This window comes from Vulcanithermus mediatlanticus (assembly GCF_055385885.1).
On the sequence record NZ_AP042385.1, the window covers coordinates 1,486,404 to 1,505,360 of the forward strand.

The 18,957-nt window shown below is 64.1% G+C and carries 25 protein-coding genes and 1 pseudogene; 7 read left to right on the forward strand and 19 right to left on the reverse strand.

Features of this window, described 5'->3' with window-relative positions; translation table 11 throughout:
• Positions 1 to 31: 31 nt before the first annotated feature.
• From ACZ5BT_RS08610 to ACZ5BT_RS08620, 3 genes are all read left to right on the forward strand, one after another.
• Positions 32 to 721, forward strand: coding sequence for an SHOCT-like domain-containing protein (locus ACZ5BT_RS08610; protein WP_464884185.1), 690 nt, complete (start codon positions 32 to 34; stop codon positions 719 to 721).
• A complete protein-coding gene (locus ACZ5BT_RS08615) occupies positions 714 to 1,067 on the forward strand; it encodes an SHOCT-like domain-containing protein (RefSeq protein ID WP_464884186.1) in 354 nt (117 codons plus the stop codon). Before ACZ5BT_RS08610 ends, ACZ5BT_RS08615 begins: the two co-directional genes overlap by 8 nt.
• A gap of 66 nt (positions 1,068 to 1,133) precedes the next feature.
• Positions 1,134 to 1,514, forward strand: coding sequence for a DUF2089 family protein (locus ACZ5BT_RS08620; RefSeq protein WP_464884187.1), 381 nt, complete (start codon positions 1,134 to 1,136; stop codon positions 1,512 to 1,514).
• Here the strand turns inward: ACZ5BT_RS08620 and ACZ5BT_RS08625 are convergent.
• From ACZ5BT_RS08625 to recG, 5 genes are all read right to left on the reverse strand, one after another.
• Complete coding sequence (locus ACZ5BT_RS08625) at positions 1,465 to 2,892, reverse strand: sensor histidine kinase (protein WP_464884188.1); 1,428 nt, start codon at positions 2,890 to 2,892, stop codon at positions 1,465 to 1,467. The two genes, ACZ5BT_RS08620 and ACZ5BT_RS08625, sit on opposite strands and share 50 nt — an antisense overlap.
• A 32-nt stretch (positions 2,893 to 2,924) precedes the next feature.
• On the reverse strand, positions 2,925 to 3,599 hold the full coding sequence (locus tag ACZ5BT_RS08630) for a response regulator transcription factor (RefSeq protein ID WP_464884189.1): 675 nt from the start codon (positions 3,597 to 3,599) through the stop codon (positions 2,925 to 2,927).
• Positions 3,600 to 3,649: 50 nt separating this feature from the next.
• Positions 3,650 to 4,609: a 2-hydroxyacid dehydrogenase gene (locus ACZ5BT_RS08635; RefSeq protein ID WP_464884190.1), complete on the reverse strand. Its 960-nt coding sequence runs from the start codon at positions 4,607 to 4,609 to the stop codon at positions 3,650 to 3,652.
• A complete protein-coding gene (locus ACZ5BT_RS08640) occupies positions 4,564 to 5,208 on the reverse strand; it encodes a hypothetical protein (RefSeq protein ID WP_464884191.1) in 645 nt (214 codons plus the stop codon). The genes ACZ5BT_RS08635 and ACZ5BT_RS08640 overlap by 46 nt, the downstream gene beginning before the upstream one ends.
• A 90-nt stretch (positions 5,209 to 5,298) precedes the next feature.
• Complete coding sequence (gene recG, locus ACZ5BT_RS08645; RefSeq protein WP_464884192.1) at positions 5,299 to 7,611, reverse strand: ATP-dependent DNA helicase RecG; 2,313 nt, start codon at positions 7,609 to 7,611, stop codon at positions 5,299 to 5,301.
• 56 nt (positions 7,612 to 7,667) lie between these two features.
• Here recG and ACZ5BT_RS08650 point away from each other — a divergent pair, with 56 nt between their 5' ends.
• Positions 7,668 to 8,051 carry a HEPN domain-containing protein gene (locus ACZ5BT_RS08650; protein ID WP_464884193.1) on the forward strand — a complete coding sequence of 128 codons (384 nt, stop codon included), beginning with the start codon at positions 7,668 to 7,670 and terminating at the stop codon, positions 8,049 to 8,051.
• On the forward strand, positions 7,978 to 8,340 hold the full coding sequence (locus ACZ5BT_RS08655; RefSeq protein ID WP_464884194.1) for a nucleotidyltransferase domain-containing protein: 363 nt from the start codon (positions 7,978 to 7,980) through the stop codon (positions 8,338 to 8,340). Before ACZ5BT_RS08650 ends, ACZ5BT_RS08655 begins: the two co-directional genes overlap by 74 nt.
• Before the next feature lie 16 nt (positions 8,341 to 8,356).
• Here ACZ5BT_RS08655 and ACZ5BT_RS08660 read toward each other — a convergent pair whose 3' ends face one another.
• The 13 genes and pseudogenes from ACZ5BT_RS08660 to rplM form a co-directional block, all read right to left on the reverse strand.
• Positions 8,357 to 8,818, reverse strand: coding sequence for a type II secretion system protein (locus ACZ5BT_RS08660; RefSeq protein ID WP_464884195.1), 462 nt, complete (start codon positions 8,816 to 8,818; stop codon positions 8,357 to 8,359).
• Entirely contained in the window at positions 8,787 to 10,088 is a 1,302-nt protein-coding gene (locus tag ACZ5BT_RS08665; RefSeq protein WP_464884196.1) for an O-antigen ligase family protein, read from the reverse strand. The genes ACZ5BT_RS08660 and ACZ5BT_RS08665 overlap by 32 nt, the downstream gene beginning before the upstream one ends.
• Before the next feature lie 501 nt (positions 10,089 to 10,589).
• Positions 10,590 to 10,713, reverse strand: a pseudogene (locus tag ACZ5BT_RS08670) (prepilin-type N-terminal cleavage/methylation domain-containing protein); the annotation flags it as partial.
• 105 nt (positions 10,714 to 10,818) lie between these two features.
• Entirely contained in the window at positions 10,819 to 11,787 is a 969-nt protein-coding gene (gene glpX / locus ACZ5BT_RS08675; protein WP_464884197.1) for a class II fructose-bisphosphatase, read from the reverse strand.
• Positions 11,788 to 11,868: 81 nt separating this feature from the next.
• Positions 11,869 to 12,228, reverse strand: coding sequence for a hypothetical protein (locus ACZ5BT_RS08680; RefSeq protein ID WP_464884198.1), 360 nt, complete (start codon positions 12,226 to 12,228; stop codon positions 11,869 to 11,871).
• Between the two features lie 312 nt (positions 12,229 to 12,540).
• Entirely contained in the window at positions 12,541 to 12,687 is a 147-nt protein-coding gene (locus ACZ5BT_RS08685) for a hypothetical protein (protein WP_464884199.1), read from the reverse strand.
• On the reverse strand, positions 12,687 to 13,430 hold the full coding sequence (locus ACZ5BT_RS08690) for a hypothetical protein (protein WP_464884200.1): 744 nt from the start codon (positions 13,428 to 13,430) through the stop codon (positions 12,687 to 12,689). The genes ACZ5BT_RS08685 and ACZ5BT_RS08690 overlap by 1 nt, the downstream gene beginning before the upstream one ends.
• Positions 13,427 to 14,107 carry an ATP-binding cassette domain-containing protein gene (locus ACZ5BT_RS08695; RefSeq protein WP_464884201.1) on the reverse strand — a complete coding sequence of 227 codons (681 nt, stop codon included), beginning with the start codon at positions 14,105 to 14,107 and terminating at the stop codon, positions 13,427 to 13,429. The genes ACZ5BT_RS08690 and ACZ5BT_RS08695 overlap by 4 nt, the downstream gene beginning before the upstream one ends.
• On the reverse strand, positions 14,091 to 14,462 hold the full coding sequence (locus ACZ5BT_RS08700) for a GntR family transcriptional regulator (protein ID WP_464884202.1): 372 nt from the start codon (positions 14,460 to 14,462) through the stop codon (positions 14,091 to 14,093). The genes ACZ5BT_RS08695 and ACZ5BT_RS08700 overlap by 17 nt, the downstream gene beginning before the upstream one ends.
• A 125-nt stretch (positions 14,463 to 14,587) precedes the next feature.
• The gene (locus ACZ5BT_RS08705) at positions 14,588 to 15,379 is read right to left on the reverse strand and encodes an undecaprenyl-diphosphate phosphatase (protein ID WP_464884203.1); all 792 of its coding nucleotides are present in this window, start codon (positions 15,377 to 15,379) and stop codon (positions 14,588 to 14,590) included.
• Positions 15,380 to 15,394: 15 nt separating this feature from the next.
• Positions 15,395 to 15,802, reverse strand: a complete 408-nt coding sequence (locus ACZ5BT_RS08710) for a PaaI family thioesterase (RefSeq protein ID WP_464884204.1) — start codon at positions 15,800 to 15,802, stop codon at positions 15,395 to 15,397.
• Positions 15,803 to 15,879: 77 nt separating this feature from the next.
• Positions 15,880 to 16,266 carry a 30S ribosomal protein S9 gene (gene rpsI / locus ACZ5BT_RS08715; RefSeq protein ID WP_464884205.1) on the reverse strand — a complete coding sequence of 129 codons (387 nt, stop codon included), beginning with the start codon at positions 16,264 to 16,266 and terminating at the stop codon, positions 15,880 to 15,882.
• A complete protein-coding gene (gene rplM / locus ACZ5BT_RS08720) occupies positions 16,266 to 16,697 on the reverse strand; it encodes a 50S ribosomal protein L13 (RefSeq protein WP_464884206.1) in 432 nt (143 codons plus the stop codon). The genes rpsI and rplM overlap by 1 nt, the downstream gene beginning before the upstream one ends.
• Before the next feature lie 196 nt (positions 16,698 to 16,893).
• Here rplM and ACZ5BT_RS08725 point away from each other — a divergent pair, with 196 nt between their 5' ends.
• Entirely contained in the window at positions 16,894 to 17,187 is a 294-nt protein-coding gene (locus ACZ5BT_RS08725; RefSeq protein ID WP_464884207.1) for a 4a-hydroxytetrahydrobiopterin dehydratase, read from the forward strand.
• 8 nt (positions 17,188 to 17,195) lie between these two features.
• Positions 17,196 to 17,918, forward strand: coding sequence for a PaeR7I family type II restriction endonuclease (locus ACZ5BT_RS08730; protein WP_464884208.1), 723 nt, complete (start codon positions 17,196 to 17,198; stop codon positions 17,916 to 17,918).
• On the opposite strand, the gene ACZ5BT_RS08735 is transcribed toward ACZ5BT_RS08730, so the two are convergent.
• Complete coding sequence (locus ACZ5BT_RS08735) at positions 17,868 to 18,746, reverse strand: DNA-methyltransferase (protein ID WP_464885808.1); 879 nt, start codon at positions 18,744 to 18,746, stop codon at positions 17,868 to 17,870. The two genes, ACZ5BT_RS08730 and ACZ5BT_RS08735, sit on opposite strands and share 51 nt — an antisense overlap.
• Between the last annotated feature and the right edge of the window lie 211 nt (positions 18,747 to 18,957).

Consider the following 18,957-nt stretch of genomic DNA (forward strand, 5'->3'; position numbering starts at 1 on the left):
GAACCGCGCGCATCGGGTGAGGAGGGGAACCGTGGAGGAGGCCCGTATTCTCAAACTGCTGGAGGAGGGCAAGATCACCCGGGAAGAAGCCGAGCTTTTGCTCGAGGCCCTCAGCGAGGGTAAAGGCCAGCCAGCGGCCGAGGCCGCGCCAGAAAGCGTCGAAACCTGGATCGAGATCAAGGCCCGGCACGCCGATGTCCGGATTACCGAGGGGGCCGAATTGAACGCGGTGGCCTTCGGTCCGGGCCAGGTTTTTCTCGATGGAAACCGGGTGATCGCCGAGCAGCCGCGCCGTGGCCTTTGGGGCCTCAAGACGCCCCGGATGCGGCTTGAGGTGCGGGTTCCCGCCGGTGCCGGGGTTGCCCTCGATCTGGGGATGGGGCAGCTCGAGGCCCCGGCGCTGGTCGCTCTTCAAGGGAGCCTGGGCATGGGCAGCGTGCGGCTGGGGCGGCTTTCTGGGCTCGATTTCCACCTGGGGCAGGGAGATTTCAAAGCCGATTTGCTGGTGAGGGGTGGCCGCCATCGGCTTGAGATCGGCATGGGCCGCGCCAGACTGAGGGTTTTGCCGGGCGCGAACCTGCGCCTGATTCGGCGCATCGGCCTCGGGCAAGCAAACAGCAAGCCGGCGATGGGTTTGGGCGAAACGATGGTTTTTGGGGCAGGCGATGCCGAACTCAAGGTCGAGGTGGGTATGGGGAGCGTGGAGGTCAGCCATGGATGAACTGCGGCGCATTTTGGAGATGCTGGCGGCGGGGCAGATCAGCGTGGATGAGGCGCTCGAGCTCGTGAGCGCCCTCGAGGGCGAGCGTCAAAAGCCACGGCGGGGGCGATTCGTGCGCATCGATATTCAGGGACCTGACGACAAGGTCAAGGTCCACATCCCCCTGACCCTGGCTCGCTTTGCCGCCCGCTTCCTGCCGAAAGAGGCGCGTTCGGCACTGGGCGCGGCGGACGTCTCGCTCGATGAGCTCCTGGCCGAGCTCACGCCCGAGGCCGAGGGCAAGCTGCTCGAGGTCGACGTGGATGAGGACGGGGAGAAGACCCGCATTCTCATCGAGGTGGTGTGAGCCTTTGTCGCTTTATGGCAGACTGAAAAGGCCCGGTTTTCGGGCAAGGAAGGGGCGTGAGTGGCGATGAGCGCCAAGTATCCGATGCCGGCCACGTGCCCGGTGTGTCGCGAACGGCTCGAGGTGACCGGACTCGCCTGCCCGGGGTGCGGCACCCGATTGGAAGGCCGTTTCCTGCCCAACGAGTTCGCCACCCTCCCGCCCGAACAGCTCGAGTTTTTGCGCCTTTTCGTCAAGGCGCGGGGCAACCTCAAGGAGGTCGAGCGGGTGCTCGGCGTCTCCTACCCCACGGTGCGGGCGCGCCTGGAGCAGCTCTTGCGGGTCCTCGGCTATGAAGCGGCGCCCGACCTCGGCCAGGCCCGACAGGCGGTGCTCGATGCCCTCGAGCGCGGCGAGATTACCCCTGAGGAGGCGGCGGCCCGTCTACGCGCCTTAGGGCAACGCTGAAGGTCGCCCCTTTGCCTTGTTCGCTCTCGACCCAGACTTCACCACCGTGGGCCTCGACGATGGCCTTGACGATGGCCAGGCCCAGCCCCGAGCCCCCCTGGGCGCGGTCGCGGGCTTTATCGACCCGATAAAACCGCTCGAAGAGGTGGGGAACGTGTTCTTTCGGAATCCCGCGCCCGTTGTCGGCGACCTGGGCGATGATGCGTTCGCGCGGGGCGTGGATGCGGAGGGTGATGGTCGTGGCACCGGCCTTGATGGCGTTGGACACCAGATTGGCGAAGACCTGGTGGAGCCGGTCGGCATCGCCCCTGACCCAGGCCACCTCTGGGACCTCGAGCCGGATCTCGCCACTGAAGGTGTGCTCGTACTCCTCGGCAACCTCGGAAAGGACCTGGGTGAGGTTGATGATTCGGGGTTCAAAGCGCCACCCCGCCTCGCTCGAGGCCAGATCGAGGAGGTCGCCGACCAGTTTTCGCATCCGCTGCCCTTCCCGCTCGATGACCTCGAGGCTTTCCTTTTGGGCCTCGGTGGGGTTGGTGCGGCGTTTGAGGTAGCCCACGTGGCCCAGGATGGCGGTGATCGGGGTGCGAAGTTCGTGGGAGGCGTCGGCGAGGAAGCGCTTTTGCGCCTGGAAGGCGGCCTCGAGTCGGGCGAGCATGCGGTTTAAGGCCCGGGCCAGGGTGGCCACCTCGTCCCGGCCTTCGGGTTCGGGGAGCGGGGCGAAGGATCTGGCAGAGACCTCTTCCGCCTGGCGGGCGATGGCCTCGAGGGGCGCCAGGGTGCGGGCCACCAGCAGGTAGGCGAGCCAGCCGCCGAACAGGAGGACCAGCAGCGCGGTGACGGCGTAGATCCTGACCAGCTGGTCGAGGGTGGCCTCGATGGGTTCGGTGGACTTGGCCACCAGCACCACCACCGGGATGCGTTCGAGGGGTGGCGGGCCCTGGGCCTGGAGCAGGGTGGCCCGGACCAAGAGCGGCACCGGTTTCTCCGTCGCCCGGGGGAGCAGGGTGCGGGTCCAGATCATGCCCCGGCGCAGGAGCAGGGCGTAGTCCTTGTCGGCGAGGGTGAGGTTTTTGGAAGCCAGCGAGGGGCTCCGGACCAGCGGAACCGCCTGGGCCAGGTCCTCGGGGGCCAGGGGCGGGAGCGAGAGGACGACCTCGACCTCGGCGTAGACGGTCGGTGGCAGCGCGATGTCGAGGAGGCTCTTGCCCCCGCGGTTCACCAGCCGGACCACCTGCCCCAGCGCGTCGTCGAGCTCGTTTTTGAGCCCCTGATACATGTAGCGGGCGAGCAGCGAGTAGACCGAGACCCCGATGGCGAGCAGACTCGCCGCGAGCAGGGCCACGGTGAGCAACGTGATGCGGGTGCGGAGCGTCATCGGAATGCCACGTGGGGGCTGGGCCCCACGTCCTAGTCTTCCCGCAAGACGTACCCCACCCCGCGGACGGTGTGGATCAGCCGGCGTTCACCTTCGGCCTCGAGCTTTTTGCGGAGGTAGCCGACGTAGACGTCGACCACATTCGAGCCGCCTTGGTAGCCGGGCCAGACCTTTTCCTCGATCTCAAAGCGGGAAAACACCTTGCCTGGGTTGGAGGCCAGGAGTTCAAGCAGCTCGAACTCCTTGTTGGAGAGCTCGATTCGACGGCCGCCGCGGAAGACCTCGCGGCCCTCGAGGTTAACGATCAGGTCGGCCACCCGGATCTCGCCGGTGATCGCGGGAGTGACCCGGCGCAGGTGGGCCCGGACCCGGGCCAAGAGCTCCTCGATGGAAAAGGGCTTGACCAGGTAGTCGTCCGCCCCGGCGTCCAGGCCCTCCACCTTGTCCTCGACCCGATCCTTGGCGGTGAGGATGATGATGGGTACGTTCGAGGTCTTGCGGATGATGCGGGCCACCTCGAGGCCATCTCGGGCCGGCAGCATGAGGTCCAGGATCACCAGGTCGGGCTGCTTTTCACGGAACTTGGAAAGGCCGGTGACCCCGTCGTAGGCCACCTCGGTCTGGTAGCCCTCGGCCTCGAGTTCGAGCTCGAGGAACCGGGCGATGTCCTTCTCGTCCTCGACGATCAGAATGAGCGGTGCTTCCATGGTCCCCATCATATCACATGAGAATGTAGGTTTCTCATGTAAAAGCAATATTAAACCACTGGGTTTTCGGGTTCGTTGCCGGCGAGCACGGCCAGGAGGTCATCGACCACCATCTCGGCCATGCGGACGCGGGTGGCCCGGCCGGCCGAGCCCACGTGGGGGGTGACGACGACGTTGGGGAATTCCAGCAGTGGGTGATCGGGCGGTAGGGGTTCGGGGTCGGTGACGTCGAGCCCGGCGCCGCCGAGGTGGCCGGCTTTGAGGGCCTCGATGAGGGCTTCGGTCTTGACCACCTTGCCCCTGGCGGTGTTGATGAGTAGGGCCCCCGGTTTCATCCGGCGGAATGCGGCCTCGTCGATGAGGTGGTGGGTCTTTGGGGTCAGGGGCACGTGCAGGCTCACAAAGTCAGCCCGGGCCAGCCCCTCTTCCAGGCTGACCCGCCTGGCCCCGAGCGCCGCCGCCTCGGGCCGCTCGCGCCGGCTGGTGTAGAGCACGGTCATATCGAAGCCTCGGGCGCGTTTGGCGAAGGCCTGGCCGATGCGGCCAAACCCGACCACCAGCACGGTCGCGCCGTGGAGCTCGGGGCCGAGCAGAAGTTCGGGGTGCCAGCAGCGCCATTCGCCGGCCTTGACGTACCCGTGCCCCTCGACCACCCGCCGGGCGGCCGCAGCCAGCAGGGCGAAGGCGAGGTCGGCGGTGGCGTCGGTGAGGACGCCGGGAGTGTTGGTGACGCGGATGCCGCGGGCTTTTGCCGCCTCGAGGTCGATGTTGTCCACGCCGACCGCGTACTGGGCGATGACCTTGAGCGAGGGGCCGGCGGCGTCCATCACCTCGGCGTCGATGCGGTCCTCGAGCAGGGTCACGAGGCCCGTGACCCCCGCGACCTTCGCCAGCATGGTGTCGCGATCGGGAGAGCAAAAGCCCTCCCAGACCTCGAGGTCATAACCCGCCTGCCGAATTCGATCTAGGGCGTTTCCTGGGAGCTTTCGGGTGACGAAGACCTTGGCCATACGCCTAGATTAAGCGAGCGGAGAATGCTTTTGAGCCGCTCGGGTGGCGGCGGGTCGGCGACGAGGTCTTGAAGCCATGTGGGCGCCTGGCCCTCGAGGTGCTCGATGGCGCCGATGAGAATCCGCCCCTGGAAGGCCAGCTGCTGGCCAAAGGCGCGGGGTTTGGCCGGGGGCTTGGGGAGCCGGGCCAGGGCGCTGGCCCAGAGCGTGAGGCGGGCGAAGGCCTCAGGCTGCCCTCGCTTCAGCCCCAACACCCAAAGGAGGTTGGCGAGCGCCTCGTCGAGCTCGCGCACCCGGGCCAAAAGACCGGCCCCCACCGCGAGCGCGTGGCCGTACTCGTGGCCGGTGACCAGGTCGAAAAACTCGCTCGCCGGTCCCGGGGGTCGGATCTTCGCCCGGGTGAGGACCTCGAGGAACCGCATCACCAGACGGTCGGGGGCCCTGGCCGGCGCGTAGACGGCGAGCGCACCCCGCACCCGGGCCGCCGGGTAACCGTAGGGGAGTTTGAGCCGGGCTCGCCAGTCGGCTTCATCCAGGACGTAAAGGGTCACCCGGGGCCAGTCCCGGTGCGCAAGCGCCTGGCTGAGGCCCCGCTGCATCGCCAGCAGGTAGGCCTGGAGGTGCCGGGCCCGGACCAGGAGGCCGCTCGTGGCGTAGGCCGGCAGCGTGGGGTGGGGGAGGGCGTGCGCCTAGATCACCTCCCTGAGGCCCAGGGCCTGACTGCGCTGGCTGAGTTCCTCGCGCAGGGCCCGGTGCTCCGGTTTTTTAAGCGTTGGGTCGGATTCAAGGATTTCTTTGGCCAACGACCGGGCGGCTTCGATGATCTCCGAATCCTTGGCGAGTTCCCCGACCCTGAGGTCGGGGAGTCCCGACTGCCGCACGCCCCTGAGCTCGCCCGGGCCGCGCAGCTTCAGGTCCATCTCGGCGACGTAAAAACCGTCGTTGCTCTCCTCGAGGATCTTGAGCCGGCGCATGGTTTTTCTGGAGGCTTCGCCGGCGATGAGGACGCAGTAGCCGGGGTGCTGGCCCCGCCCCACCCGGCCGCGGAGCTGGTGGAGCTGGGCCAGACCGAAGCGCTCGGCGTTTTCCACGATCATCAGCGTGGCGTTGGGGATGTCGACCCCCACCTCGATCACGGTGGTGGAGACCAGGAGGTCGAATTCGTGCCGGCGAAAGGCGTCCATGACCTCGTCCTTCTCCTGCGGGCTCATGCGACCGTGGAGCAGGCCGATCCGAACCTGGGGCAGCATGGCCTCAAGCTCTTCCTTGAGCTCGGTCGCGGCCTTGATCTCGGCGAACTGCTCGGACTGGGACTCCTCGATCATCGGGGCCACCACGAAGACCTGGCGCCCCTTTTCGATCTCACCCAGCGCGAACCGGTAGGCCTGGGGCCGGGTCTTTTGCGAGAGGACACGGGTCTTGACCGGCGTGCGCCCCGGCGGGAGCTCGTTGAGAACGCTGACCTCGAGGTCCCCGTAGAGGGTGAGTGCGAGCGAACGGGGGATGGGGGTCGCGGTCATCACCAGCACGTCGGGCCGGCCCTTTAGCAGCGCCCGGCGTTGCATCACCCCGAAGCGGTGTTCCTCGTCGATCACCGCAAGGCCCAGCGCGCGGAAGGTCACCCCCTCCTGGATCAGGGCGTGGGTGCCCACCACCACGTCGACTTCACCGCTTTTGATCTGCTCTTTCACCGCGTCCTTGTCCTTTTCCCGCATCGAGCCCACGAGCAGCGCAAGCCGCACCCCGAGCGGCATGAGGTAGCGGTTCAGGTTTTGGAAGTGCTGTTTGGCCAGCACTTCGGTCGGGGCCATGAGCGCGCCCTGTAAGCCGTTTTTGGCCGCGATGTAGAGCGCGAGCGCCGCGACCACGGTTTTGCCCGAGCCCACATCCCCCTGCAGGAGCCTCGCCATCTGGCGGTCGGATTGCATGTCGGCGAGGATCTCGTCGATGACCCTTTGCTGGGCTTTCGTCAGGGTGAAGGGGAGACTTTCGGTAAATTCACGCAGCCACGCCTCGCGCACCTCGAAAACGCGGCCAACGAGGGCGCTCTCCCCCGACTGGATCATGACCCGGAGTTCGAGGAAGAGGTACTCGTCGAACTTGAGCCGTTTGAGGGCGGCCTCGAGGGCCGTCTCATCGGGGGGAAAGTGATAGTGGGCCAGGGCGGAGTCAAGGTCAGGGAGCTGGAGACGTTCCCTGTACACCTCTGGCAACGGGTCGGCAATGGGGCGGGCCAGGGCGAGGCCGCGCCAGATCGCCCGGCGCAGCCAGGCCTGACTGATGCCCTCTTTGGAAGGGTAGACGGGGACGATGCGGCCGGTGGAGAGCGACTCCCCTTCCTCGGGCTCGAAGTATTCGACCATGAGGGTTCTGCTGCGGCCGCGGCGGGTGAGGCGGCCGGTGGCGACGATGTTTTCTCCCACGCGGATTTGCTTGAGGACCCAGGGCTGGTTGAACCACACCGCGGTGAGCCCGTAGCCGTAGGCGTCCACGAGTCGGGCCTGTACGATCTGCATGCCTTTGCGCGGCGTTCGCACCAGATCCTTGCTCGCAACCTGCCCCCTGACCGTGACCTTCTGGCCCTCGCAGAGCAGGTGGAAGGCGGGCAGGGTGCGCCGGTCCTCGTGGCGCCGGGGGAGGTGGTAGATGAGATCGCGGAGGGTCTTCAGTCCGAGGTCGCTGAGCCTTTTCTTGGCACCCCGACCAAGGGACAGTGTCTCGAGCGGGGTGTCCAGGGGCTTGCCTTCGCCCTGGGAAAGGCCGACCTCGGTTTCTTCACGAACTTCGGGGGCTTCGATTTCCACGCCCAGTCGCCGCAGGGCCTCGACCAGTCTTTGACAGCGTACTTCCTGGGGCAGTTTGCCGTAGCCCCGGAGGAGCCGACGAATCTCGGGTTTATCCCTGGCCAGGTTTTCGACCAGGCGCTCCAGCCCCCCCGCCACCACGCGGTCGCGGCAGCCGTCCTCGAGCTCCCGGCGCAGGGGGCGAATCAGGCGGTTCATCTGCACAGGGTATACTCTATCCTCGAGGTTAAAGGATGAATCGGGCTCGGGATTGGATGCGCCAGGCCGAACACGATTTCGCGCACGCGAGAAAGAGCTTTGAGGCGGGCGATTTTGATTGGGCGTGTTTTGCTGCGCATCAGGCCGCCGAGAAGGCGCTCAAAGCCGCGTATCTGCACCTGGGTGGGGATGCGTTTGGGCACGTTCTAAGAAGCATGCTCGCTGGTTTGGAGGATAAGCTTCCTGTCGATGCACGGCTTAAGCAGTGCGCTTTAGAGCTGGATCGTTTGTACATCCCGACCCGATATCCTGACAGCTGGGAAGGCGGTGCCCCGTTCGATTTCTACGGGGAAGAGGAGGCGAGGCGTGCCATCTTTTGTTCAGAAGCGCTCTTACGGTTCGGTCAGGGTGTTCTGGCTCGACCGGGTAGGCCTCGTTGAGGCGCTCGAGGGAAAGGCTCGGGAGGCGATCGAACGGTTTCCCGAGGTGCTCCAAGTTATCCTCTTCGGTTCTCTGGCCAGAGGCGATGCGACGCCCCGCTCCGATGCCGATTTGATCTTCGTGGTTCGGGAAGCCGGCCCGTTTCTGCAGAGATCAGGCAAGTACCTCCCGCTTTTTGAAGATCTCGACTTTCCCATCGATTTGCTCGTTTACACCGAGGATGAGCTGGAGCGCGTAGCACTCGCGAAGCGCGCTTTGCGCGAGGGGCGGGTCCTTGCTTCTCGGTGATCGGGGTCGGGTGAAGTCACTGGCCCAGAACCTCAAAGCGAACTTCCGACCTGTCCTCGTTGATGTAGGCGGTGGCCGATCGGTTGGAACCGGTCCGCCAGACGCTGATCGAGACGCCCATGTCCTTGGGGACCGTTGACCAATCGTTGACGAACCACCACACACCGCCCTTCCGGCAGGCCAGGCTGCCGGGGTTTGCGCCGGGGGTGGGGCTTGGCTGTAGATCTTCGCAGGGCGGCGCCAGGCAGGAGGGCGTGAGGTCGGCGTCGACGAGTTCCTGGGGGGTGGCGTAGCGGAAGTTCTCGCTGTAATAGGCCAGTTCCTTTTGCAGGATATCCGAAGCACAGAAGTAGGCGGCCTTGTGATAGGCGTACTGGCGCGCGTTGTTGATGCGAGGGAGAAAAATAACCGAGAGTAAGGCCACGATCACGATCGCGACGAGCATTTCAAAGAGGGTAAAGCCTTGATCTCTCCTCACGGGCGCCTCCAGGTGCAGCGAGGTGGAGTGCGGTGATCATGGCCACGATGAAGAGGTTGGGGAAGATCGGTGGCCAGAGTTGAAGGTATACGAAAAAGGCAAGGTGTGGGGCGAAAAGTGACCATTCTCCGCGGCGATAGAGCCAGACCAAAAAGGCGAGCCAGATCGCGTAGAGGGATACCGCCACCGGCAGGCCGTAGGCCAGCGCCCAGTCAAGAAAGGCGTTATGGGCCAGGATCTCCCGGACCCGCACGAACCGCATTTCCCCGCTGCCGTCAGTATAACCGAGCATGGGGCTTGCGGTGATGATCCTGACTTCGCGGGCCTCTTTGGGCACGAAGCCGAACTTCCTGACTATGAAGATGAGCTCTTCGGGGGCGGCCTGGCTGAGCGCCGAGGCAAAGCCGTCGGGGCCGACCCCCAGTGGCCGCCGTTTCAGAACTGCCCAGGCGGCTTTCCAAAGGTAGGTTCGGGAGTTGAGGGTGCTGACGTTTTGGTCCAGCCGGGCGAAGGTGGGCACCGCCTTCGGTGGTTTCGGGTAGGCGAGGAACAGCGCGGCGGTGAGTAAGGTGAAGGCGATCAGGCGGCGGGTGCGCACGGGGGGCGGCCAGGTGAAAACGAGAAAGAGGAGCGCCAGGAAAAAGCCGAGAGGCCCCGAGCGGTTGCCGCCCGCCAGCATGAGCGCCGCGGCCGCGGCGGCCGCGGCGAGGCCCAGGTACCCTTTTCGGGAGCCGAGCACGTAGGCCGCGCCGAAGGCCAGGGCCCCGGCCAGGTAGCCGGGCGAGGGCCAGGTGAGCATGGTGGAGAAGAAGTCCTTGGTAAAGGGTCCGTAGGGGGCATAGCCGAAGGCCTCGAGCCATCCCCGCGCTCCCGCCCACCCGGCGGCGAAGGTAAGGAGCAGCCACCAGGCCACGATGGCCGTCGCGTTGCCCTTCGGCCGCAGCGCGGCAAGGCCGAAGGCCGTTCCCGCAACACCCAGCCACCCGGCCACCGCCTGGCTGTAAAACTGCAGATCGCCGCCCCAGAACCAGCGACCGGGCGCGGTCGTGGGCGGGAGAAAGCTGCCGAGCGCGAGGAGGAGCGCGGAAACAAGCGCCGCATACCGCGCCGCCCCATGGCCCTTCAAAAACCCCCAGAGGCCCACCAAAAACCCGGAGCCCAGGATGAAATAGAACTTGGCCAGCTGGGTTCGGGTGTGCGGGTCGCCTTCGGTGGGGAGGTAGGCGAGGGTGATGCTTAAGAGAAGGAAAAGGATGGGAATTGGGGTCATGGGTATATGTAGGGCTTTACATATCTGTTTTTGTTCTCAAAAAGAGTCGGGCACTCAAACGAGTGCCCGACAAGCCTGAAGTATTCGTTTGCATAACTTAACCTGTGGGAATTTACAGACCACTCATGACGGTAGAGCAGGAGCCCTTTTTGACTGTGAACTTCTTGTCCGACACGTTCAGGTAAGTGCAGTAGGTGGTGTCTCCAATCTTTTGCTGAACACCGATATAACCCTTTTTGTTGCTGCCGTATACATAGTAAACACCTGTAATTCGGGTGGCAGAGCTTGGCGCGTCAAGGTAAGGGCTGGGGTCGAGGGAGCCCGCGGTGGTCCCAAAGTTGACACTGCTTGAGATGTCACTGGCGGAAATCACGCTTCCGGTCGTGGTGGCGATCGTAGTAAGGGAAGTGGCATCAAAATCATCGGGGAAATAGAGGCTGTTGTCAGCAGCGAGGTTATTCAGGGCTCCCAGGACATCCTGCGCGTATTGTTTGCCGGCAGACAGAACGGCCCTATTCCTCGCGTTCAGCGCATTAGGGATAAGGATTGCAGCCAAAATAGCGATGATCGCGATGACGATCAGCAGCTCAATAAGGGTGAAACCTTTGGTCCTGTTCCGCTTCATGGTTCCTCCTCCTTTCGCTGGCCCTTCAGCCTGTTCTCATTGTAGGAAGGGAAATTTTTTCCCCATACCCCCATTTGGGGGTATGGGGCATGGTCCAAGGTTGGACTAAATCCGGATCGTAACCCGGGCGCCGTCGTTCAAGAGGTGAACCGAGTCGATGAAGCGGACCGTGCGAGTGGCATATCCCATGGCCAGCGAGTGGGTGCGGGCGCCGCTGCCGAAGTAGCGGATGCCCCTTAGGATGTCGCCATCGGTGATGCCGGTGGCGGCGAACACGACCTCCTCGCCGGGAGCGAGCTCTTCCGTGGTATAGATTTTGTTTTCGTCGACGCCCATCGATTTGAGACGTTCGCGTTCTTCGTCGTCCTCGGGGTAGAAGCGGGCCTGGATTTCGCCGCCGAGGGCTTTGAGTGCGGCGGCGGCCAGCACGCCTTCCGGCGCGCCGCCGATGCCCATGACCGCGTGCACGCCGGTGCCACGCATCGCCGCGGCGAGGGCGGCGATCACGTCGCCGTCGCCGATGAGCTTGACCCGGGCCCCGGCCTTGCGGATATCGGAGATCAGTTTTTCGTGGCGGGGCCGGTCGAGGACCACCACCACCAGGTCCTCAACCGCCCGGTTGAGGGAGAGCGCGATCGCCCGCAGGTTCGCTTCCACCGGCCAGTCGAGCCCCACCTTGCCGGCGGCCGGCGGGGGGACGATGAGCTTTTCCATGTAGATGTCGGGGGCGTGGAAAAGCCCGCCTTTCTCGCTGATCGCGATGACCGTGACCGCGTTAGGGAGCCCCTTGGCCGCGACCGTGGTGCCCTCGACCGGGTCGACCGCGATGTCCACCTCGGGGCCGCCCTTGCCCAGCGACTCGCCGATGTAGAGCATCGGCGCCTCGTCCATCTCGCCTTCGCCGATGACCACGGTGCCCTGGATGGCGAGGTCGTTGAGCACTTTTCGCATGGCCTCGGTGGCGACCTCGTCGACCATGTGCTTGTCGCCCTTGCCGGTCCAGCGCCCGGCGGCGAGCGCCGCTTGCTCGGTGACCCGCACGATCTCCAGTGCCAGCTCGCGTTCGATGCTCATGTCTTGAGCTTACCGTGTCAAACGGGGAAGGGCTGGGGCGTTTGCATCGTGGGTTCCAACGCTATTGTCCCGAAGTCTCGCTCATATGGAAGCGGCCGTTCGTGATATTGACTCGGACGGGAGCGCCTTTTCAGGCCCCACCGTTTGGCGGAGGCTCCCGGCCACCCGCTGGGATCGTTGCCCCGCGAGCTCGAGGATGCCGTTCGTGAGACTGAGTTCGAGGCGGATAGGGGTTTTGGTTGCAAGGTCCAGCTCCCCATTGATCACCTCGATGCGGCAGGGTACCTCGGGAGCGAAGCCGGTCGGGGAGATCGTCCCGTTTGGCACCTCGAGTGGGCGATCCGCTCGCGGAGAAAAGCCGTCGCTCGTGACCTTGCCGTTGCCGAGTTTCGCGTTAAGGCTGTGGACGGTATCCGGTTCGATCCGGAGCGATCTGTTCACCGCTTCGATTCGGGCCGCGGCCGGACGCGGGACCCGAAACTGGATCGAAAAAGACCGGTGTGTTCCTTCGCCTTTGGCGGCAAGACGAAGTCTTCCGACCGAACGGGTCGAAATCAGCCGCAAGGCTGCCAGCGCCACGGGGTTCCTGGCCTTTTTGGCGCCCTCGATCTGCCATGGCCCGGAGACGATCTCGAACCGGGCGTTTTAGCGGTGGACCTTGAGGGCCGGAAACGGCTCGAAGGGTTTGCTCGTCGTCACCTCTGTGCCCGATTCCGATCCGGCCGGAAGGAGGGAGAATCCGGCGTTTGGCGTTCAGAGCGAACTGGCAAGCCAGAAATAGATCAGCGTGGCCATCGCAATGAGCGCCAGCGCCTTGGCGGTTTGACTCTTGCTGCGAAAGATCGCGAGGTAGGTGACGTAGAAGAGGATGAGTCCGTAAAGGAGGTTGCCGAGATCCATTAGAGCTCCACCTCCTCGAGGACCCGCCCCGCCAGCAGGGCAAAGACCAGGGCGAGGGTGGGTCCGATGATGAGGGGGAAGAGAGGCAGCGTTCCGTTGAACAGGGCAAACCCCAGGTTGGCGACGAATGCCGTGCTCCAGGTCAGCGAGCCGATCCAGACCCCGCCCCAGGCGCCGAGCACGGCCTGGAAAAGGACCAGCGCCGCAGTAAGACCTTTCAGCGCGCCGAGAAAAAAGAAGGCGCCGACCAAAAGACCGGCGCGGGAAAGCTCGTAGGCGACCCCGACCGTGCCGGCGAGGAGTAAAAGCCCTGAAAGCGGAAGTCCGAGCGTCACCAGCATATACAGGCTGAGGCGAAAGAGTTCCCCCGGGGCTTCGGGAAAGAAGCGGCCGAGGATCAGGGCGTTGGCGCCGGTGATGAGAAGCGTGACCCAGCCCAACCCGAGCCAGGTCGCGGCCAGGCGAGCCAGCGCGTGGACCGGGCCAGGGTGAGGCGAGAGTATGAACTGGGCCAGGCGGCCCGAGCGCGCGTCGCGCAGCGGGCCGAGGAATCCATAGATCAAAAGCACGGTGCCCCCGCCCCAGAGCACGAGCTGCGTTGAGCCCCAAAAGACCCCGACGGCGGCGGCCGATGAGAGCGTCGAGGCCTTAAGCAGAGGCACCAGCGCCAGCGCACCCAGAAACAGGAGCGCCTTTCGGGACTGCCGGAGCTCCCAGGCGACGAGTTGGACCCAGGCCTTCATGCCAGTACCTCCTTGAAGGTCTCGACTACGCTCTTCCCCTCCTGTCTGAGGGCCTCGACCTCGGCGTCGAGCACCACCCGGCCCTCCTTGAGAAAGATGGCCCGATCAAAAAGCCCTTCCGCCTCGCCCACCTCATGGGTCGACAGGACGATCGTCGCCTGGCGCTGCCATTCGCGGACCAAGGCTTTGAGGATGCGATCGCGACTGATCAGGTCGATCCCGGCGAGCGGTTCATCGAGCAGATAGAGCCTGGCGCTTCTCGAAAGGGACAGGGCTAGGCGAGCGCGGGCTTTTTGGCCCCGGCTCATCTGCCCCAGCGGTCGTTTGGGTACCTCCATGAAGGCGATGAGCTCATGGAAGCGGGCGGAATCGAAATCGGGAAAGAGCGCATTCACGAGCCGGGCCAGTTCTCCAGGTGTTGCCCATGCGGGCCAGGGGTCCTGTTCGGGAAGGTAGACGATCTGCCCCCGAACCCGCCTTGGCGGCCGGCCGAGGACCTCGACCTGGCCCCGATCGGGAAGCAAAAGCCCGGCGAGCAGCTTGAGCAGGGTGGTCTTACCTGCGCCGTTGAGTCCTAAAAGCCCCACCACCTGTTCGGCCTCGAGCTTTAGGTTGACCCCGCTTAACGCCTGATGATTGAGGTAGCGTTTCTCCACCCCTTCAACCTTCGCCAGCATGCATGACCTCCTTGAGTTCCAAGAGCGCCTCGTCGTCGGTGAGCCCCAGCGCTCGGGCTTCTTCCAGGTAGCGCCGCGCTGCCTGGCGGATGAGCGTTTCCCGGATCGCCACCACGTCGACCGCCGCCCGAATGAAGGTGCCAAGCCCCCGCCGGGTTTCGGTAATCCCCTCGCGCTCGAGGGCTTCAAAGGCGCGGATGACGGTGTTGGGGTTGACCCGGAGTGTTTCGGCGAGGGCCCGGGCCGAGGGGAGCTTCGCGCCAGGGGAGAGCGTCCCTCGGGCCAGACCGGCCTTCACCGAGTCGACGATCTGGCGAAAGATCGGACCTGCTTCTGGGTCTATCCGCCAGTGCAAACTGACCTCCTGAGTGCACTATAACACTAGTGCGCTATGTGTAAAAGAATCCGGACGGGCTCCGCGCCCGTCCGGGCTCGGCGAGGGTGGACAAGCTCCGCGGCAGGCCGACCCTCAGCCGGTACTTAGCCGAAGATCAGGGTCAGGATGGCGACGAGCAGCACGTAAGGGGCGAAGATGCGAAACCGCCCGGCCTTGAGGATCCCAAACAGCGCGAGCATGGCCAGGTACCCGCTGACGAATGAGGCTATCACCATCGAGGCCAAGGGGGCGGGGCTGATCCCCGGGGGAAGCCCGTCCTTGATCCCGAGCAGGGTCACGCCGAGGCTTGCCGCCGCGTACATCAAAAACGAGAGCCTGGCGGCGAACCCGGGGTTCACCCCGAGCCGCATCAACGCGCTGATGGTGGTGCCCGATCGGGAGACCCCGGGGTAAATGGCGAGCGCCTGGGCCAGTCCGGCGAGGATGGCGTCGAGGTAGCCCACCGCGTGGGGTGTGTTCTTGCTCCCGCCTTGCGGCGTGGTCCAGAGCACGAAGGCGGTGAACAAAAGGCCGAGCGAGACGAAAAAGGGGGTGTTGAACGTCTCGAAGATGTCCTTGACCAAAAGCCCAACCACGGCTGCGGGGATCGAGGCGACGATCACCAGCCAGGCCAGCCGCCACCCCGCGCCTTTTCGGGCTGCGGGGTCGAAGAGCCCGCCGAAGAACCCCGTCAGCGCTTCGGCCACCTCGCGGCGCATGACCACCAGCGCGGCAAGGAAGGTCCCGGTGTTGGTGGCGATGTCCACCCAGAGCGGGAGCTGTTGCCCCCCGAAGAGGAAGCGGTCGGCGAGGACCAGGTGGCCCGAACTCGAAACGGGAAGGAACTCGGTGAGGCCCTGAACGATCCCGAGGATGATGGCTTGGAAAACGTCCATAGCCGCTATCCTAAATCAGACCTTCGTGCGGGCGATCGTCCCCTGGCCCACGGCCACCAGCCTGGGCACTTCGCCCTCCTCGAAGACCTCGGCCTGGCACACCGCCATGCGGCTGCCGCGGTGAAGGCTTCGGGCCCGGGCCAAGAGCACGGGGCCTTTGGCGGGGCGCAGGTAGTTGATTTTGAACTCGGCGGTCACCACGTTTTCGCCGAAGACCGAACCTCCGGCGAATGTCAGGGCGTTGTCGACCAAATAGCTCAACACCCCGCCGTGCACGAAGCCGTGCTGCTGGAGGAATTCCGGGCGGACCTCGAGGACCAGCTCGACAACGCCTTCTTCAAAGCGCCGGAGCCTGGCGCCCAGGAAGCGGCTGAAGGGCTGGCTTTCAAGAACCCGGCGTCCCAGTTCTTCAAAATTCGCCATGCCATCAACTTATCGGATGCCGGTGGCCATGAACAAAAAAGGCCGGGAAAGACCCCGGCCCGACTTCGGCGATGCCTTTAACGCTTGGAGTACTGGGGTGCCCGGCGGGCCTTGTGCTTGCCGTACTTCTTGCGCTCGACCACGCGGGCGTCGCGGGTGAGAAGGCCGGCGGGTTTGAGCTTTTGGCGCAGGTCGGGGTTGTACTTTTCCAGGGCGCGGGCGATTCCCAGCTTGATGGCGTCGATCTGGCCCGACGTGCCGCCACCACGGACGGTGATGTAGGCGTCGAACTTCCCCGCCATGTCCACCACCCGCAGCGGTTCAAGCGCGCTGACCGCCCGAATCACGCCCTTGAAGTATTCCTGGAAGTCCTTGCCGTTGACGACGATCTTGCCTTCCCCGGGTCGGAGGAAGACGCGAGCCACGGCGGCTTTACGGCGTCCGGTCCCGTAGTACTGCTCCATTACTTAACCTCCAGCTCGAGCACCTCGGGCTTTTGGGCCTGGTGCGGGTGGTTGGGCCCAGCGTACACCTTGAGCCGCTTGAAGAGCTTGCGCCCCAGGCGATTCTTGGGGAGCATGCCCTTGACGGCGTGCTCGATGACCCGCTCCGGGTGACGCTTGAGCATCTCACCGGCAGGGATCCGCTTGAGGCCACCCTGGTAGCCCGAGTAGCGGGTGTAGATCTTGTCCTCGAGCTTCTTCCCGGTAAGCCGCACCTTCTCGGCGTTGATGACGATCACGAAATCCCCGGTGGCCATGTTGGGGGTGAAGTCGGGTTTGTGCTTGCCGCGGAGGATATGGGCGATCTTGGCCGCGAGGCGCCCAAGGGTTTTGCCCTCCGCGTCAACGACGTACCATTTGCTTTCTACGTTCTTGGGCACGTAGGTTTTCACGAGGCGCCCTCCCTTTGCTCAGACTCACTTCCTCGCGCCAGGACGAACGGGCTTTGGGGGAAGCCCTGGGCGAGGTGCCAGCGAGGAGTATAGCATACGGACAGGCGAAGAGCCAGGGGTGGAATCGCTCAGCACGGGGCCGGCGGCCTCGTATCGTCGACAGGGCGGAGCCTCTGGCCAGAGCGTAGAGTAAGGTATGTCGGCACTGGATCAAGAAACGATCAAACGAGCACTTTCCGAGCTCACCGGCTGGGCGTATGTCGGCGGCAGGATCGAGAAGACCTTTGCCTTTATGAGCTACGCCGATGAGGTGGCGTTCGCGATGCGGGTGGCCCTCGACGCCGAGCGTCACGATCACCATCCCGACGAGCTCACCCTTTTGTGGAAGCGGGTGCGGGTGGCCTACGTCACCCATTCGGCGGGGGGCGTGACCGAAAAGGACCTCGAGGCTGCCCGGCGGGTCGAGGGGTACGCGATGGCGTTCGTATAGTGACGGGTATGGACTCGAATCGCATTCGCCAGGCGATCGGCGAAGCACTGGCCGCTTTCTGGCAGGCGAGGAAGGCGGCGCGCGAAAGGAGCGGGGAGAAATCGGGGAGAGGCGAAGCTACTTCCGGCCGCCACCTCGATTCGCTGATCGAGGTACTTCGTGGTCTCGTCGTAGCCGCGGGGTTACGGGAGGCGGAAGTCTTCGTTCATAAGCGAGCTGTTCTTCCCGGTTACTTTCGGCCAACGAAGGAATGGGACTTCGTGGTTGTGTATAGGGGAAAACTCGCAATTGCGGTCGAGCTCAAATCGCATGTTGGTTCCTACGGGAACAACTTCAACAACCGCATCGAAGAGGCTGTGGGGTCGGCACATGACTTAAATTGGGCGATGCGCGAGGGTGTATTACAGCCATTTGTTCCCAGCGAGGGCTTGCGGCGCCCATTTCGGGGCTGGCTGATGGTTCTTGCGAACGACGAAGAGGTGTTAAAGCCGGGGAAAAAGGCCCGGGCCTTATTCCCTGTTGATGAGTCGTTTTTGGAGGATGGCCGGATTGTTTCGTACTGGGATCGGTATAAGCTTTTTGCAAAGCGGCTGGTGATGGCGGGGCTTTACGATGCTGCCGCCGTGGTTTTGGCAGACAGAAATGCTGCCACCTTTGACGATTTCGGGCTCGACGTTTTCCTAGGCGAGCTGGCTTTCTTCGCCGCCCGTCTTGCCCATATCGCCGAGTGATGGGTCCTCGTGGGTCCCCGGATAAGCGAGAAGCCGTTCTTTTGCTATGAGCCAGTACTTTTCAACAAGTTCGATCCCTATGCTGTTCCTGCCCCACTTCAGTGCGGCGAGATTCGTCGTTCCGGTGCCCATAAACGGATCAAGGACCAGATCGCCAACGAAACTGAACATTCGAACAAGCCGTTCAGCGAGCTGTAGAGGGAACGGTGCGGGGTGATCTTTGGTTTGTGCGCCCGTCAGTTTCCATATCTGTTGAAACCACTTTTTTTGCGCTGATGAGGGGAGGATGGAAAGCAATCGTTGCTCGGGGGTAGGTTTGCGATAGCCCCCCGGTTTCCTGAGGAACAGGATATATTCGATGTCGTTTTTGATGATTGCCCCTGGTTCGTAGGGTTTTCCGTAGAAGCCACCACCTCCCGCCTCAAATCGGGCGTTCGCGATTTTATGCCAGATGATCGGAGCGAGGTTGTCAAAACCCAGTTTTCGAGCGCGTTCTTGAATGGAAGCGTGGAGGGGAAAGATGAGGTGGCGTTTGAAAACGGGATCCTTGCGCGGGATGTTGACATCACCGACGACCACGATCAGGCGCCCCCCGGGCACGAGGACCCGGTAGACTTCCTCCCACACCTCATCGAGAGCGTCGAGGAAAGCTTCGTAATCCTGAATGGCGCCCAGCTGTCCTGGGGCGTATTCGTATGTTTTGAGCGTCCAGTAGGGGGGTGAGGTGATCACGAGATGAACAGATGCGCGGGGAATGGCTCGGAGGTGTTTGCGGCTATCACCCAAAAGGAGGTCGTGCGAACTTTCCCTGTCTTGGGCAGCGGCCATGAGCCTTTCTACGAGTGCTTCGTTTTTCGCGATGGAGGGGATGGCGCGTTGACCAAGATCTTGGAGGAGCGCCAGGGCCTCTGAGGGGATGGGGTGCGGTAAGGGCGGCTTTCGGTGCAGCACGGCGACGCTGGTCGGTTTCACGCTGCTGAGTATACCGGAGGGTCTGTTGTGGGGATTCAGCAGTTGTTGGACCAGGGGTCCACGAACT

What these genes read in the sequence shown, in the direction of transcription:
- ACZ5BT_RS08615 (WP_464884186.1), top strand. Translation starts at nt 714, where the DNA reads ATGGATGAACTGCGGCGCATTTTGGAGATGCTGGCGGCGGGGCAGATC.
- ACZ5BT_RS08685 (WP_464884199.1), bottom strand. Translation starts at nt 12,687, where the DNA reads ATGGATCTCGGCAACCTCCTTTACGGACTCATCCTCTTCTACGTCACC.
- ACZ5BT_RS08665 (WP_464884196.1), bottom strand. Translation starts at nt 10,088, where the DNA reads ATGACCCCAATTCCCATCCTTTTCCTTCTCTTAAGCATCACCCTCGCC.
- ACZ5BT_RS08620 (WP_464884187.1), top strand. Translation starts at nt 1,134, where the DNA reads ATGAGCGCCAAGTATCCGATGCCGGCCACGTGCCCGGTGTGTCGCGAA.
- ACZ5BT_RS08730 (WP_464884208.1), top strand. Translation starts at nt 17,196, where the DNA reads ATGGACTCGAATCGCATTCGCCAGGCGATCGGCGAAGCACTGGCCGCT.
- glpX (WP_464884197.1), bottom strand. Translation starts at nt 11,787, where the DNA reads ATGAGCATCGAACGCGAGCTGGCACTGGAGATCGTGCGGGTCACCGAG.
- rpsI (WP_464884205.1), bottom strand. Translation starts at nt 16,266, where the DNA reads ATGGAGCAGTACTACGGGACCGGACGCCGTAAAGCCGCCGTGGCTCGC.
- ACZ5BT_RS08630 (WP_464884189.1), bottom strand. Translation starts at nt 3,599, where the DNA reads ATGGAAGCACCGCTCATTCTGATCGTCGAGGACGAGAAGGACATCGCC.
- ACZ5BT_RS08705 (WP_464884203.1), bottom strand. Translation starts at nt 15,379, where the DNA reads ATGGACGTTTTCCAAGCCATCATCCTCGGGATCGTTCAGGGCCTCACC.
- ACZ5BT_RS08625 (WP_464884188.1), bottom strand. Translation starts at nt 2,892, where the DNA reads ATGACGCTCCGCACCCGCATCACGTTGCTCACCGTGGCCCTGCTCGCG.
- ACZ5BT_RS08640 (WP_464884191.1), bottom strand. Translation starts at nt 5,208, where the DNA reads ATGCAGCGGGGCCTCAGCCAGGCGCTTGCGCACCGGGACTGGCCCCGG.
- recG (WP_464884192.1), bottom strand. Translation starts at nt 7,611, where the DNA reads ATGAACCGCCTGATTCGCCCCCTGCGCCGGGAGCTCGAGGACGGCTGC.
- ACZ5BT_RS08635 (WP_464884190.1), bottom strand. Translation starts at nt 4,609, where the DNA reads ATGGCCAAGGTCTTCGTCACCCGAAAGCTCCCAGGAAACGCCCTAGAT.
- ACZ5BT_RS08710 (WP_464884204.1), bottom strand. Translation starts at nt 15,802, where the DNA reads ATGGCGAATTTTGAAGAACTGGGACGCCGGGTTCTTGAAAGCCAGCCC.
- ACZ5BT_RS08690 (WP_464884200.1), bottom strand. Translation starts at nt 13,430, where the DNA reads ATGAAGGCCTGGGTCCAACTCGTCGCCTGGGAGCTCCGGCAGTCCCGA.
- ACZ5BT_RS08695 (WP_464884201.1), bottom strand. Translation starts at nt 14,107, where the DNA reads ATGCTGGCGAAGGTTGAAGGGGTGGAGAAACGCTACCTCAATCATCAG.
- ACZ5BT_RS08650 (WP_464884193.1), top strand. Translation starts at nt 7,668, where the DNA reads ATGCGCCAGGCCGAACACGATTTCGCGCACGCGAGAAAGAGCTTTGAG.
- ACZ5BT_RS08735 (WP_464885808.1), bottom strand. Translation starts at nt 18,746, where the DNA reads ATGGCCGCTGCCCAAGACAGGGAAAGTTCGCACGACCTCCTTTTGGGT.
- ACZ5BT_RS08725 (WP_464884207.1), top strand. Translation starts at nt 16,894, where the DNA reads ATGTCGGCACTGGATCAAGAAACGATCAAACGAGCACTTTCCGAGCTC.